This window comes from Alsobacter sp. (assembly GCF_059501845.1).
Window position 1 is genome coordinate 1 of sequence record NZ_JCACDK010000008.1, and the last position, 13,054, is coordinate 13,054.

Below are 13,054 nucleotides of genomic sequence, written 5' to 3' on the forward strand. Positions count from 1 at the left end.
GTCGAGGCCGGTGCCCGACGGCATGGCGGCGGTGACGGCGACGACGCGCTCGTCCCTGCGGGCGGCGCGGATGAGCTCCTGGGCGAAGACGCGGGTATAGGCCGGCGCGTTGGCCTTGGGCTTGGCCTGTGCACCCGTGACCACGTCGAACGAGGAGACGCCGTGGTACTTGTCGGCCGAGGCCTCGGCCGGGGCGTAGCCCTTGCCCTTTTGCGTGACGACGTGGACGAGGATGGGCCCGGCCTGCGCGTCCCGGACGTTCTTCAGGACCGGCAGGAGCTGGTCGAGATTGTGTCCGTCGATCGGGCCGACATAGTAGAAGCCCATTTCCTCGAACAGCGTGCCGCCCGTGATGAAGCCGCGCGCATGCTCCACCGCCCGGGTGATGGCATGGTCGATCCGCTTGGGGAGGTGCCCGGTGATGTTCTTGCCGAGATCGCGCAGCGACCGGTAGGTGCGCCCGGACAGGAGCCTGGAGAGATAGCCGGACATGGCGCCCACCGGCGGGGCGATCGACATATCGTTGTCGTTGAGGATGACGATCAGCCGGCTGTCCATGGCGCCGGCATTGTTCATCGCCTCATAGGCCATGCCAGCCGACATCGAGCCGTCGCCGATGACGGCAATGACGTTGTTCGTCCCGGCCTGCAGGTCGCGGGCCACTGCCATGCCGAGGCCGGCGGAGATCGAGGTCGAGGAGTGCGCCGCCCCGAACGGGTCGTACTCGCTCTCGCTCCGGCGCGTGAACCCCGACAGCCCGCCACCCTTGCGCAGGGTCCGGATGCGGTCGCGCCGGCCGGTCAGGATCTTGTGCGGGTAGGCCTGGTGGCCGACGTCCCAGATCAGCCGGTCGCGCGGCGTGTCGAAGACATAGTGCAGCGCCACGGTGAGCTCGACGACGCCGAGCCCGGCGCCGAGATGCCCGCCGGTCACCGAGACCGCGTCGATCGTCTCGGCGCGAAGCTCGTCGGCAAGCTGGCGGAGCTGCGCCTCATCGAGAGCGCGGATTTCGGCCGGCGTCGCGACGGTGTCGAGGAGCGGCGTCGCGGGCCTCGTCACGAGAGCACCGGAATGGCGCCATGCCGCGCCGCATGAAGCAGTGCCGCTGCGTCGCGGCCATCGCGAGAAAAGGTCATCGGGATGCCGTCAGGCTCCGGGCCGGTCAACGTCGAAGGGCTCGACGCCCCGGGGCTTTCCGTCCGTGCCGAGGGTGATCTTCTCGATCCTCGCCTCCGCCTGGCGCAGGAGAGCCTCGCAGTGCGCCTTCAGCGCCTCGCCACGCTCGTAGATCGCGATCGAATCCTCGAGGGGCACGTCGCCGCGCTCCAGGCGGGTCACGATGCTCTCGAGCTCCTTCATCGCGGCTTCGAACGGAAGCGCGGTGATCTCGGACGGCGCGGCGGAACTGTCGGTCACGGTCGTCTCCTGTGACGCCCGTATATCGGTCCCCGTCCAGAGGTTGCAAGGCCGCGGTTCATCTCACACCGGCAGAGCGGTCGTGCGCTTCACCGTGCGCAGCGCCAGGGTGGACTGCACGCGGACGACGCCGGGGAGGGTTGTGAGGGCGTTGCGGTGGATGCGTTCGAAGTCGGCCGTGTCGGCGAAAACGATGCGCAGCAGATAGTCCGCCGTTCCCGCGAGCAGGTAGCATTCCATGATCTCGGGATGGGCCAGCACGGCGGCCTCGAAGGCGTCGAGGCTCTGCCGGCCCTGCTGGTCGAGCGTCACGAACACGAAAGCCGTGCCGGGAACGCCCGCCGCCGCCTCGTCCAGCAGCGTCACCGTGCCTTTCACCAGTCCGCTCTCTTCCAGCAGCTTCACCCTGCGAAGGCATGCTGAGGGAGACAGGTTCACGCGTTCGGCGAGGTCGGCGTTGGTGATCCGCCCGTCCAGCTGCAGGATCCTGAGGATCGCACGATCACGCGCGTCGAGATCGATCATTCGCATGTTGTTGCGCCCTCGAGGATCAGCGCAGAACTATATGCGACGTTCGTACCCGTCCACAATTGAAAATCGGAGGAAGCACGAGGTGGGTCGCGATATGATCCGCGATCAGTCGTACGGGAGGGTTGAATGCTGGTCGGCGTGCCGAAGGAGATCAAGAACAACGAGTATCGGGTGGGTCTCGTCCCGTCCTCGGTCACCGAGCTCGTCCACCACGGGCACGAGGTCATCGTGGAGAACGGCGCCGGCCTGGGTTCCGGCATCGCCGATGCCGACTACGAGGCCGCCGGCGCCAGGATCGTCACCGACGCCGCGACCGTGTTCGCCAAGGCCGAGCTCGTCGTGAAGGTCAAGGAGCCGCTCGCCTCCGAGCGCGCGCGCCTGCAGCCGGGCCAGGTGCTCTTCACCTACCTCCACCTTGCTCCCGATCCCGAGCAGACCAACGACCTCATCGCGTCCGGTGCCACCTGCATCGCATACGAGACCGTCACGTCGGCGTCGGGAGGCCTGCCGCTGCTGACGCCGATGTCGGAGGTCGCGGGCCGGCTCGCGCCGCAGGTCGGCGCGCACTGCCTGGAGAAGGCTGCCGGCGGCAGGGGCATCCTGCTCGGCGGCGTTCCCGGCGTGCCGGCTGCGGAAGTGATCATCCTGGGCGGCGGCGTGTCCGGCACCCATGCCGCGACCATCGCGCTCGGCATGGGCGCCAACGTCACGGTGGTCGACCGCTCGGCGGACGTGCTGCGCCGCCTCGCCACGCAGTTCGGCACGGGCGTGCGAACGATCTTCTCTACGCGTGATGCTGTCCGCGAACTCGTCCGGCGCGCCGACCTGCTGATCGGTTGCGTGCTGATCCCGGGCGCCGCGGCGCCCAAGCTGATCACGCGTGAGATGCTGAAGACGATGAAGCCAGGCTCGGTGATCGTCGACGTCGCCATCGACCAGGGCGGCTGCTGCGAGACTTCGCACGCCACGACCCACGCAGATCCCACCTATGTGGTCGACAACGTGGTGCACTACTGCGTCGCCAACATGCCGGGCGCCGTGGCGCGGACCTCCACCTTCGCGCTCAACAACGTCACGCTGCCGTTCACCCTGGCTCTGGCCGACAAGGGCTGGCGCAAGGCCCTGTCCGATGACAAGCACCTGCGCGCGGGCCTGAACGTGCATGAAGGCAAGGTGACGTATCAGGCGGTCGCCGAGGCGCAGAACCTGCCCTACGCCTCCGCCGAGAGCATCCTCGGCCTATGACGTCCCCGCCGCCGGCGCGTCTTCCCCGGAGGGCGCTGCCGGCGGCCGGACCCTGAACAGCAGGCGCTGGTAGGCGAGGCCGATCCCGACGAGGACGATGCCGAGCCCGATGAAGGAGAGCGCCCTCAGCGGCCCCTCCAGCCCTGCCATGTCGACAAGGAAGGCCTTGGCGACCGCGAGCAGGATGAGCCCGGCCGATGCCAGGCGCGCCGGCGCGGAACGGCGGATCACGCCATAGGCGAGGGCGAGCAGACCTGTAACCAGCAGCACCGCGGTGTAGGTGTAGAGTTCCGCCTCGCTCGTCGGGCGGTCGAGGCCGATCTCCGGACCCTGGAACAGGCGCCGGACTTCCAGGACCAGCCACGCCAGGGCGAGCAGAAAAGACAGCGCCGCCGCGGCGAGCACGAAGACGGGCGGCCGTGTTTCGCGGGATCGCATGGCGAGCACGCCGGCGGCGACAGCGGGAAGCGCGTAGGCCGCGAGCAGCGAGTTGAACACCGCGCCCCCCAGCACCGTTTCGCCGCTCCAGTCCAGAAGCGGGTTGTTGAAAAGAAAGAGGCCGGCCAGCGCCCCGGCCGCGCCGAGCCCGCCATAGGCGTAGGCGGCAACCTTGAGGACGAGGCTGGTCCGCCCGGGCCCGAGGCCCGACAGGACGGCGCTGGCGAGCAGCGCGACGAAGACGTCCAGACCGACCTCGAGGTGGCCCGGCACGCCGCCGAACATATCGCCGCCCGAGAACCAGTGCCGCAGCTCGAAAGCCACGAGCAGGCCCGCCAGCGACACGGACACGGCTTCGCACAGGCCAGCGACGCGCGAGTCTCCCTGCCGGCCAAGCAGGCGTGACGCCGTCCAGAAGCACAGCGCGGGAACACCGTAGGTCCACAGCAGGGCGTTGAAGATCGGTGTCGCTCCGACCCCGTCTACCCCTGCGGATGGGTCGGTGGCGAAGCGGGCGGCGGTGAGGACGGCAAGGACGCCGACACCGATCCGCAGCAGGCCGAGCCCCGTGCGTGTCGTCACCCAGGCCCCTCCGAGCGCGGCCAGTGCCATGGCCATGGTGAGCACGTTGCGTTCGAAGGCGATGGCGAGGCCCAGCCCCAGCGCAGCCAGTGCCCCGGCCGCGAAGGCTTCCAGCCCGACGAGGTGCGCGGCACTTCCGGGCTCAGTGCGGGCGAAGAGCCGGGCAAGGCCGGCCATCGCCGCGCCTGCACCGAGTGCCACGAGGGCAAACGGGACCGAGGAGGACAGACCTTCCACGCGCAGCCAGGCCACGAAGAGAATCAGCAGCGGACCGGCGACACCGGCAGCCGCGTGCAGGGCTGAAGCGACAAACGGAAGTGTCTCGCCACGCATCAACCGGATGAACGCGGAGGCCGCCAGCGCGCTGCCGAAGATCACCGAGGACAGCAGGAACAGCCACACGGCATCCGGCATCGGTGGCAGCGCGAGTGGACCGGGCAGCATGGTCGTGCCCTCCAGGGACGCCTCGCTCGCGACCGGCCACGTCCAGAGGGCGGCGAGCGCCACGACGCCTCCGAAAGCAGAGGCGAGCGCCACCGGGGCGGCCCTCCATGCGGCCAACAGCATCATAGCCAGCATGAGGCCGGCGAAGACCGGCCGCACGCCGCCGAGATCGTCGAAGCTCGCCAGTGCGAGGACGGCGAGCGCGCCGAAGGCAGCCAGCGCTCCAAGGGCGAGGCGGTCGGGTGGGCCGGGGTCGTCACGCCGTCCGGCATAGGGCAAGACGGCGAGGAAGATCACCGCCAGCGCAGTCTGCAGGACGATGTGGACGAGGGTGGGATTCTGGAAGCCGCCAGGCCCGAGCAGCAGCAGGATGCCCCAGGCTATTCCGCCGCCAGCAGCGGAGGCCGCAAGCCAGGGCCATAGCCTGACGCGCGCCAGCGTGTATCCGGCCGCCGCGACGATCGCCACATAGACGACGGGAGCCCATGCATCGGGCGCCCCGGACGACACGAGCAGCGGCGCCGCAAAGGCCGCGACGAGGCCGATGGCCGCCAGCGCCGGGCCGTGGATCGCGGCAAGCGCCAGTGATCCCAGCCCCACGAGGCCGAGGAGCACGAAGGCCGTCGCCGAGCCGATCATGCCGTAGAGGGCGTGCGCGGCGTAGACCGTGGCGAAGGCGGACAGGGTTCCGGCCGCAGTGAGGACACTCGGCACATGAGCGGCCGCCTGGCCGGGAAGGGGAACGACGCCGGCCAAGCGCTCGCGCCGGCGGGTGAACTCGCCGGCGGCGAAAAGAGCCAGGGCGAAAAGCGCTCCCATCGCCACGCGGGCGGCGGGGCCGAACCAGCCCTGCTCGATCGAGTAGCGCACCAGGAAGATGCCGCCGAGGCCGAGCGCCACGCCGCCAACCCACACGGCCCAGCGCGTGCCCACCACCTCCTCGAAGCTTCGGCCCGGAGCGGGCCGAGCCGGCGCCGTGCCCCACGTGCCGGGACTTGCTGGCTCGCTCCCGGGCAGCGCGGGTTCGTCGCCGTCGTCCTGTGCAGGCGCGCCGGCGCCGGCTGCTTGCACTGGAGGCTGCTGCGCCGCCGCTTCTCCGTCAGTGGGCTGGGGCTCAGGCCCCAGTTCGGCCTCTTCGGCGGGGGCGGCCGTCGCGGCAGGAGGAACAAGGATCCCCCGCGCCAGCTGGCGCTCGACCGCCACGAGGCGCGTCTCGGCCTCCTGCAGGCGTCGGGACAGGGAAACGGTCCGGAAAAAGCCGACGATCCCCAGCACCGGGATGGCGAGCGCGAGCAGTGCGAGCAGCACGAATTCCATGGGTGGCGTCCCCGCGAAGAGCGGAGACTAACCCAGGGTTGCTTGCGAAAACGTGCGCAAACTCAAGTGGCACACCGCCATCGATCAGGCGACGTCAAGCCTGAACGGGGTCCCCTCATAGGCTTCCGCTCCCCGGCCGATACCGGCAATAGCAGCGATCATCCGTCCGCTTCGGTCGAGGTGAGCGTCGGCCAGCGAAACCAGCCTCGCGTTCGGGGTGGCCGACGGCGCCGCCGAACGGAGCCGCCGCGCGAGATCGACCTCGTCTGCTTCCGGCAGAAGTGCGCATAGCGAGATGTAGGCCGCGGCGGTCGAGCGACTGATCCCAGCCCAGCAATGGATGACAAGGGGCGAAGACCGGTCCCAGTCGCGCACGAAATCGACGAGCCGCTCCACATGCGACACGGCGGGGAGAATGTGGCCGTCCATCGGGTCTACGATGTCGCTGACGCCGATGAAGAGATGCCGTCCGTGCTCGATGCGCGGCGGTCGAACCACCCCGGTACCCTCCGTCACCAGCGTCACGAGATGGCTTGCATCGGCGGCATCGACGGTTTCGGCGAGACGCGACAGTGGCGTGACGTAGATGGCAGGCATGGGCACCTCAGAAAGGCTGCGAATCGGCGCGGCGCGCTTCGAGTTCGACGAAGCGCTCCAGGAAGCGGCTCTCAGCGTCACCCGCCGTCCATGGGGTTACCCAGGCTTCTATGCGGGGTGGTGTGGCAGCTGGGCGGCCGAAAAACTTCGTTGCCTCCGCCGCCGCGAAGCCGGCGAGATGTGTGGCCTCGAGGTAGGCAGCAGCCCTGTCCGCGGCCTTGGTGAGGGCGACCACGGGCTTGGCGGGATCTGCAGGCAGGCCGAAGCGCAGCAGGATTGCGCCGAGCAGCCGGTTCTCTACGCCCTTGTAGCCCTCGCCGAGCACGGCCTTGAACGGCGAGATGATGTCGCCGATCACGTATTCGGGCGCGTCGTGCAGCAACACGGCGAGGCGGACGGCGGGGACGCTCTCCGGCGCGATCTCGGCCGCAATCGCCTCGACCAGCAGGGAATGCTGGGCGACGGAGAAGACGTGGTCGCCACGTGTCTGACCGTTCCAGCGGGCGACCCTGGCGAGGCCGTGCGCGATGTCCTCGATCTCCACGTCGAGCGGCGAGGGGTCGAGCAGGTCCAGCCGTCGTCCGGAAAGCATTCGCTGCCAGGCGCGCGGTGCGGCCATTGTCAGGCCCGCGGCGGAAGGGCAGCGACCTCGGCGTACCGATAGCAGCCCACCAGATGGTCGTTGGTCATGCCAACCGCCTGCATGAAGGCGTAGACGATGGTCGGGCCGACGAAATTGAAGCCCCTGTTCTTCAGGTCCTTCGAGATCTTCTTCGAAATCTCAGTTTCGGCAGGCACTTCGCCGAGGTGGCGGAAGCTGCTCTGGAGCGGCCGCCCGTCGACGAAATTCCAGAGATAGGCCGAAAAGCCCTGCTTCTCCTGGATGTCGAGATAGGCGCGGGCGCTGCGGACGGCGCTTTCGATTTTCGACCTGTTCCGCACGATGCCGGGATCGGTCATCAGCGCCGTGCACTTCGCCTCGTCGTAGCGCGCCATGCGCTCCGCCTCGAAACCGTCGAAGGCCGCCCGGAAACTGTCGCGCTTGCGCAGGATGGTGATCCAGGACAGCCCGGCCTGGAAGCCGTCCAAAAGAAGCTTTTCGAACAACGCCCGGTCGTCATACTCCGGAACGCCCCACTCCTCGTCGTGATAGGCGACGTAGAGCGGGTCCGTCCCTGGCCACGGGCAGCGGGCCTTGCCGTCGGGGTGCAGGATCGGTTCGCGATTCATTCCTCCGCTTTAGCGTCAATGCCGGGAATCGGGAAGCGGGCAAAGGGCGGCCGGCGCAGCGTCAACCGGCGGCCATCGGCCTCGACCGGAGCACCCTCCGTGAGAGCGTCGTCGACGCGATCGAGCCGCAGGAGGGCGAGCGCGGCGCCCGACTGGCCGGCACTGCCGACGCGTCCGGCCGGTTTCCCGGCGGCCAGGATCTCGGTGCCAGCCGGAGGTGCCGTTCCGTCCGCGAAATCGACAGGCACGATCCTGGTGCGGACGCTGCCGCGGTGCTGCATGCGGGACACGACCTCCTGGCCGACATAACAGCCCTTGTCGAAGTCGACACCCTCCAGCTGGTCCATGTCCGCTTCGTGCGGGAAGGCGTCGTTGAAACCGAAGTCGACGCCGCCCTCGGGGATCCCGCGTGCCACCCGCCAGGCGGTCCACTCCGCCTCATCGGCGGTGGCGAGCGACTCCGCCCTGTCCCGCTCGGCCATCAACCGGTCGCCGAGTTCGGGGTCACGCGGGTCGCGGCAGACGATGCCGAGCCCTTCCGGCCAGCGGTCCTCGTTCCAGCGCACCACGACGGCGAGCGTAGCGAAGAGATCGTCGACCGCTACCTTTGCCCGCAGGCGGTACATGGTGAGCCGCTTGACGAGGTCGCCAGCCGCGATGCCGGGCACGTCGAGGTAGAAGGAGCCGCCCAGCTCGCCATCGGCCTGCACGACGATGAAGTCCGCGATGATCTTGCCCTGGGGCGTCAGCAGCGCCCCATAGCGCGGCCTGTCGGCGCCGACCTTGTCCATGTCGCAGGTGACGAGCCCGTCGAGGAACGAGCGGGCATCCTCTCCCGAGACGCGGACGACGGCGCGGTCCGCGAGCAGGGCGATAGGCATCGTGTGTCCTCCGGGAACGGTCCGGGCTTGCGCCGGGAGTGACGGTTACGTATGCCGCGCCCTGGCTCCATCAAGGCCGGAGGTGGACATGGCCGAAACCTACGACGTGATCCTGCGTGGCGGCGAGGTCGTCAACCAGGACGGAATAGGCGTCCGCGACATCGGCATCACCGGCGGACGCATCGCGGCCATCGGCGTGTCCCGGGACGCATCGGCTGGCAAGGTCATGGACTGCGCCGGTTTGACGGTGCTTCCCGGCGTCATCGACACTCAGGTGCATTTCCGCGAGCCGGGGCTTGAGCACAAGGAAGACCTGGAAAGCGGCTCTCGTGCCGCGGTGATGGGCGGCGTCACGACCGTGTTCGAGATGCCCAACACCGACCCGCAGACGACTACGCCGGAGGCGCTCGCCGACAAGATCCGGCGCGGGACCGGCCGCATGCATTGCGACTTCGCCTTCTGGGTGGGGGGTACCCACGAGAACGCGGCCGACGTGGCGGAACTCGAGCGCCTGCCCGGCGCGGCCGGGATCAAGGTGTTCATGGGATCGTCGACCGGCTCGCTGCTGGTGGAGGACGATGCCGGCGTGCGCGAGATCCTGCGGCGGACCCGCCGCCGCGCCGCCTTCCACTCCGAGGACGAGGAGATGCTGCGCGCCCGCCGCGAGTTGCGCGTGGAGGGCGATCCCTCGACGCATCCCGAGTGGCGCTCGCCATCGGTTGCGCTCAGCTGCACGAAGCGCCTCGTCGCGATCGCGGCCGGGGTGGGCGCGCGGATCCACGTGCTTCACATCTCGACGGCCGAGGAGATGCGCTACCTCGCCAGCTGGAAGCACGTCGCCTCCTGCGAGGTCACGCCCAATCATTTGACCCTGGACGGCGAGGAGGCGTACCCGCGGCTCGGGACGCTCGTCCAGATGAACCCGCCCATCCGCAACGCGTCCCACCGGCAGGTGCTCTGGTGGGGCGTGCGGCAGGGAATCGCCGACATCCTCGGCTCCGACCACGCTCCCCATACGCTGGAGGAGAAGGCCAAGCCCTACCCGGCCTCACCCTCCGGCATGACAGGCGTGCAGACGCTGGTGCCGCTGATGCTCGACCACGTCCATGCAGGCCGCATGACCCTGCAACGCTTCGCCGACATGACGAGCGCGGGACCGGCGCGGCTCTTCGGGCTGGCGCGCAAGGGCAGGATCGCCGTGGGATACGACGCAGACCTGACCATCGTGGACCTGAAGCGCCGCGAAACCATCAGCAATCGCTGGATCGCGTCCAAATCGCGCTGGACGCCCTACGACGGTGTCACCGTCACGGGCTGGCCGGTCGGCACGCTCGTCCGGGGCGAGACGGTGATGTGGGACGGGGACCTGCTTGCGCCCTCCACCGGCCGCCCTGCTATGTTCCACGAGACTCTCGAGCCGCAGGGCTGAGCGGGAGCACAAGGAGCGACCGCGAAAGGCGGCAGGGGAGGACGGGAATGGGCGAGCGTAAGGTGATGGTGCTGGAGATCGGCAAGGGCGTCGATCTGCGCGGCGAGGATGCGACGAAGGCCGCGTGCCGGGCCGTGCGGGATTCGGTGGGCAGCAACGGCCTGCCCGGGTTGCCCGCGATCATGGAGGCCATTCCCGGCAAGCTCACCGTCACCGTCCGCCTCGGCCTTCCCGAGGGGGCCGGACCGGTCGACCACGCCGCGATCAAGGAGCTGCTGCCCGTCGGCGAGATCACCGTCGTCGAGGGCAAGGGCGGCATGAGCACGCCTCTCTATCGCAACAGCGGCAATGTGCTGATCGTTCTGGCGGTCGTCGAACTCGCGATCGAGACCTGAGTCAGCCGCCGTACCGGCTGGCGAGTTCACGGGTCAGGGTTCCCGCCTCGGCGAGAAAGCGGTCGATGGCGAGTTCCGCCGCCGGGGTGCAGCGCCGGTAGACCAGCCCATACTCGCGGAAGCCTCTGTTGAAGGCCCCCGCCAGCCTTTCCTTGCGGGGCTGGGTCGAGGCTTCCGCCTCGATCAGCTCAGACATGCGAACGCGCCAGTCCTGCTCGTCCTTGCCTGCGCAGAGAGGGCGCAGGAAGGCCAGCGCGCCAATGATCTCCGAGAGTCGAAGGAGCTGGGGTTCATACGGAGGGGGAGGGGGCTCGGGTGCCTCCTCGGCCTGCTTTCCGTCGGCCTTGCCGTCGCCGGGCTTCGAAGCATCGGGCTTCGCCGCCTGCTTGGGCTTGGGAGCAGCCGGCTTCTTCGGGGCGGCGGGGGATGCCGGTGCAGGGGCAGGCACGACCTGCGGTGGCGGCTCTGGCCGCTTCTGCCAGGGCCAGAAGAACTGCGCCTCCGCCGGTTGCGCTCCTGCCGCGAGCATTGCTGCGACAGCCGCCGCTGCCAGGCTTCCCCGCAGCCTCACGCCGCGCCCTCCACGAGTTCACGGGCTCTCTCGACGATGGGGCCGAGCCCGGGCGTGGTCTTCAGCGTGCCGATCTCGGCGGGATCGATGAAGATGACCGCCTGCGCTTCGGGGCCGGTCTGCGGTTCGCCGGAGGCCCAGCGTGCCGCAAAGGCGCTGACCACGAAGTGTCTCTCGACGGCGCCCGTGGCATCGCGCTGGATGACCTCGACGTGCCCTGCAAAGCCGATGATCTCGGCCCTCACGGCGACTTCCTCGTCGAGCTCGCGCAGAGCCGCTTCCTGGAGCGTCTCGCCCACCTCGACGAGGCCGCCCGGAAGCGAGAAGAGGGCTGGCCCCGGCGGCTTCGTCCGCGCTGCCAGCAGCACCTTTCCGTTGCGGAACACCGCAATGCTGGCCGCCAGAATCGGCCGCGTGGGATAACTGCGCCCGTCGCTCACCGTCTGATTGCCCCGCTCGGCGGCGACTCAGACGTGCTGGCCGCCATTGATGTGAATCTCTGCCCCATGCACATAGCTCGACTGGTCGGTGCAGAGGAAGTAGATCGCCTTGGCGACCTCCTCAGGTGTGCCCAGCCGGCGCATCGGGATCTGCGCGACGATCTTGTCGGTTCCGGGCGACAGGATGGCGGTATCGATCTCTCCGGGCGAGATGGCGTTCACGCGAACGCCGAGCGGACCGAAGTCAGCCGCCATCTCGCGCGTCAGCCCCGCGAGGGCGGCCTTGGACGTGGCATAGGCGGCACCCGCGAAGGGGTGGACGCGCGAGCCGGCGATCGACGTGACGTTCACGACCGAGCCCTTGGCCGCCTTGAGCTCTTCCACCAGCCCACGTGCCAGCATCACCGGCGCGAAGAAGTTGACGTGGAACACCTTCAGCCAGTCGGAGAGCCGCGTTTCTATGGTGCCCAGCCGGGCGCCGTTCTCGCCCTTGGGCGAAATGCCGGCGTTGTTGACGAGGGCATCGAGCCTTCCGCCTTCCAGCCGGCTGCGGACCTCGGCAATCGCGTCCTCGGTGTTGTCGGGATCGGCGAGGTCCACCTGAATGTGGTCCTCCGGCCCCATCTCCCACGGGCAATTTTCCGGGAAGGGATGGCGCGAACAGGTGATGACCCGCCAGCCCGCGGCCGAGAAGCGCTTCACCGTGGCATGCCCGATACCCCGGCTCGCACCGGTGAGCAGCATGGTGCGGCGAACGCCATTGTCCGTCTGCGTCATCGGCATGTCGTGTCCAATACTGCTTCGGCGGCCGCGGCGCGGCTGCTGGGATCAGGGATACAGGCGCTCGCGCGACCAGTCGCCGGCGCCTTGATCGCGCCGGAAGACGACCCGGTCGTGAAGCCGGAACGGACGGTCCTGCCAAAACTCCATGTAGATGGGATCGATTCGGAAGCCGGTCCAGTGGGGCGGGCGGGGAACCTCGCCCACGGCGTATCTGGCGGCATACACCGCGACAGCCTTCTCCAGCGCGAACCGGCTCTCGAGCGGCCGTGACTGCTGGCTGGCCCAGGCGCCGATCCGGCTGTCGCGAGGGCGCGACTGGAAGTAGGCGTCCGCCTCCTCGTCCGAAACGCGGGTCACCGGACCCCGGACGCGGACCTGGCGGCGCAGGCTCTTCCAGTGAAACACGACGGCGGCCTTGGGAGTGCCCGCGAGTTCACGGCCCTTGGCGGACTGCGTGTTCGTGTAGAAGACGAAGCCCTGCCGGTCCACGCCCTTCAGCAGAACCATCCGGACATCGGGTAGACCATCCTCGTCCACGGTGGCGAGCGCCATGGCGTTGGGGTCGTTCGGCTCGGAAGCCTTGGCTTCGCCGAACCACTCGTCGAAGAGCGCAAAGGGGTCTTCAGCCCCGGAGAAGTCACCGGACATTAACACTTCCACCGACTTAATCGGAACGATCTGATTGTGCGGAAGACGGTCTGGCCGCCTCCGAACAGGTGGAGTTATGGGGCGAAACCTCGGTGAAGGAAACGGGC

Annotated in this window: 15 protein-coding genes; 3 read left to right on the forward strand and 12 right to left on the reverse strand. The window is 68.9% G+C overall.

The genetic code is table 11. The features are described from left to right. The 3 genes from AC5JCN_RS06340 to AC5JCN_RS06350 form a co-directional block, all read right to left on the reverse strand. The coding region (locus tag AC5JCN_RS06340) for a 1-deoxy-D-xylulose-5-phosphate synthase N-terminal domain-containing protein (protein WP_495754189.1) at positions 1-1,059 on the reverse strand (1,059 nt) is incomplete at its 3' end. Positions 1,060-1,146: 87 nt separating this feature from the next. Further along, entirely contained in the window at positions 1,147-1,416 is a 270-nt protein-coding gene (locus AC5JCN_RS06345) for an exodeoxyribonuclease VII small subunit (protein WP_495754190.1), read from the reverse strand. A 63-nt stretch (positions 1,417-1,479) separates the two neighbouring features. Further along, a complete protein-coding gene (locus tag AC5JCN_RS06350; RefSeq protein WP_495754191.1) occupies positions 1,480-1,941 on the reverse strand; it encodes an Lrp/AsnC family transcriptional regulator in 462 nt (153 codons plus the stop codon). A 132-nt stretch (positions 1,942-2,073) separates the two neighbouring features. Between AC5JCN_RS06350 and ald the strand changes: the two genes are divergently transcribed. Next, positions 2,074-3,192 carry an alanine dehydrogenase gene (gene ald, locus AC5JCN_RS06355; RefSeq protein ID WP_495754192.1) on the forward strand — a complete coding sequence of 373 codons (1,119 nt, stop codon included), beginning with the start codon at positions 2,074-2,076 and terminating at the stop codon, positions 3,190-3,192. Here ald and AC5JCN_RS06360 read toward each other — a convergent pair. The 5 genes from AC5JCN_RS06360 to ygfZ all read right to left on the reverse strand — a co-directional run bounded on the left by AC5JCN_RS06360 (position 3,187) and on the right by ygfZ (position 8,681). Next, positions 3,187-5,973, reverse strand: coding sequence for a DUF2339 domain-containing protein (locus AC5JCN_RS06360; protein WP_495754193.1), 2,787 nt, complete (start codon positions 5,971-5,973; stop codon positions 3,187-3,189). The genes ald and AC5JCN_RS06360 overlap by 6 nt on opposite strands. A gap of 84 nt (positions 5,974-6,057) precedes the next feature. Continuing rightward, positions 6,058-6,570 (reverse strand): tyrosine phosphatase family protein, encoded by a 513-nt coding sequence (locus AC5JCN_RS06365; RefSeq protein ID WP_495754194.1) that lies wholly within the window; start codon positions 6,568-6,570, stop codon positions 6,058-6,060. Positions 6,571-6,577: 7 nt separating this feature from the next. Then, the gene (locus AC5JCN_RS06370; RefSeq protein ID WP_495754195.1) at positions 6,578-7,189 is read right to left on the reverse strand and encodes an HD domain-containing protein; all 612 of its coding nucleotides are present in this window, start codon (positions 7,187-7,189) and stop codon (positions 6,578-6,580) included. A gap of 2 nt (positions 7,190-7,191) precedes the next feature. Continuing rightward, on the reverse strand, positions 7,192-7,800 hold the full coding sequence (locus AC5JCN_RS06375; RefSeq protein WP_495754196.1) for a DNA-3-methyladenine glycosylase I: 609 nt from the start codon (positions 7,798-7,800) through the stop codon (positions 7,192-7,194). After that, positions 7,797-8,681: a CAF17-like 4Fe-4S cluster assembly/insertion protein YgfZ gene (gene ygfZ / locus AC5JCN_RS06380; protein WP_495754197.1), complete on the reverse strand. Its 885-nt coding sequence runs from the start codon at positions 8,679-8,681 to the stop codon at positions 7,797-7,799. Before ygfZ ends, AC5JCN_RS06375 begins: the two co-directional genes overlap by 4 nt. A gap of 88 nt (positions 8,682-8,769) precedes the next feature. On the opposite strand from ygfZ, the gene AC5JCN_RS06385 reads away from it, so the two are divergent. Further along, entirely contained in the window at positions 8,770-10,110 is a 1,341-nt protein-coding gene (locus AC5JCN_RS06385) for a dihydroorotase (RefSeq protein WP_495754198.1), read from the forward strand. Positions 10,111-10,157: 47 nt separating this feature from the next. Next, positions 10,158-10,505, forward strand: a complete 348-nt coding sequence (locus AC5JCN_RS06390) for a Lin0512 family protein (protein WP_495754199.1) — start codon at positions 10,158-10,160, stop codon at positions 10,503-10,505. 1 nt (position 10,506) lies between these two features. Here AC5JCN_RS06390 and AC5JCN_RS06395 read toward each other — a convergent pair whose 3' ends face one another. The 4 genes from AC5JCN_RS06395 to pdxH are packed head-to-tail and all read right to left on the reverse strand — an operon-like array spanning position 10,507 to position 12,947. Continuing rightward, positions 10,507-11,076, reverse strand: a complete 570-nt coding sequence (locus AC5JCN_RS06395; RefSeq protein ID WP_495754200.1) for a TIGR02301 family protein — start codon at positions 11,074-11,076, stop codon at positions 10,507-10,509. Further along, positions 11,073-11,516: an NUDIX hydrolase gene (locus tag AC5JCN_RS06400; protein WP_495754201.1), complete on the reverse strand. Its 444-nt coding sequence runs from the start codon at positions 11,514-11,516 to the stop codon at positions 11,073-11,075. The genes AC5JCN_RS06395 and AC5JCN_RS06400 overlap by 4 nt, the downstream gene beginning before the upstream one ends. 27 nt (positions 11,517-11,543) lie before the next feature. Next, positions 11,544-12,293 (reverse strand): SDR family NAD(P)-dependent oxidoreductase, encoded by a 750-nt coding sequence (locus AC5JCN_RS06405; protein WP_495754311.1) that lies wholly within the window; start codon positions 12,291-12,293, stop codon positions 11,544-11,546. Between the two features lie 51 nt (positions 12,294-12,344). Beyond that, the gene (pdxH, locus tag AC5JCN_RS06410) at positions 12,345-12,947 is read right to left on the reverse strand and encodes a pyridoxamine 5'-phosphate oxidase (protein WP_495754202.1); all 603 of its coding nucleotides are present in this window, start codon (positions 12,945-12,947) and stop codon (positions 12,345-12,347) included. Between the last annotated feature and the right edge of the window lie 107 nt (positions 12,948-13,054).

What these genes read in the sequence shown, in the direction of transcription:
- AC5JCN_RS06385 (WP_495754198.1), top strand. Translation starts at nt 8,770, where the DNA reads ATGGCCGAAACCTACGACGTGATCCTGCGTGGCGGCGAGGTCGTCAAC.
- AC5JCN_RS06350 (WP_495754191.1), bottom strand. Translation starts at nt 1,941, where the DNA reads ATGATCGATCTCGACGCGCGTGATCGTGCGATCCTCAGGATCCTGCAG.
- AC5JCN_RS06360 (WP_495754193.1), bottom strand. Translation starts at nt 5,973, where the DNA reads ATGGAATTCGTGCTGCTCGCACTGCTCGCGCTCGCCATCCCGGTGCTG.
- AC5JCN_RS06370 (WP_495754195.1), bottom strand. Translation starts at nt 7,189, where the DNA reads ATGGCCGCACCGCGCGCCTGGCAGCGAATGCTTTCCGGACGACGGCTG.
- AC5JCN_RS06365 (WP_495754194.1), bottom strand. Translation starts at nt 6,570, where the DNA reads ATGCCTGCCATCTACGTCACGCCACTGTCGCGTCTCGCCGAAACCGTC.
- pdxH (WP_495754202.1), bottom strand. Translation starts at nt 12,947, where the DNA reads ATGTCCGGTGACTTCTCCGGGGCTGAAGACCCCTTTGCGCTCTTCGAC.
- AC5JCN_RS06375 (WP_495754196.1), bottom strand. Translation starts at nt 7,800, where the DNA reads ATGAATCGCGAACCGATCCTGCACCCCGACGGCAAGGCCCGCTGCCCG.
- ygfZ (WP_495754197.1), bottom strand. Translation starts at nt 8,681, where the DNA reads ATGCCTATCGCCCTGCTCGCGGACCGCGCCGTCGTCCGCGTCTCGGGA.
- ald (WP_495754192.1), top strand. Translation starts at nt 2,074, where the DNA reads ATGCTGGTCGGCGTGCCGAAGGAGATCAAGAACAACGAGTATCGGGTG.
- AC5JCN_RS06405 (WP_495754311.1), bottom strand. Translation starts at nt 12,293, where the DNA reads ATGACGCAGACGGACAATGGCGTTCGCCGCACCATGCTGCTCACCGGT.
- AC5JCN_RS06390 (WP_495754199.1), top strand. Translation starts at nt 10,158, where the DNA reads ATGGGCGAGCGTAAGGTGATGGTGCTGGAGATCGGCAAGGGCGTCGAT.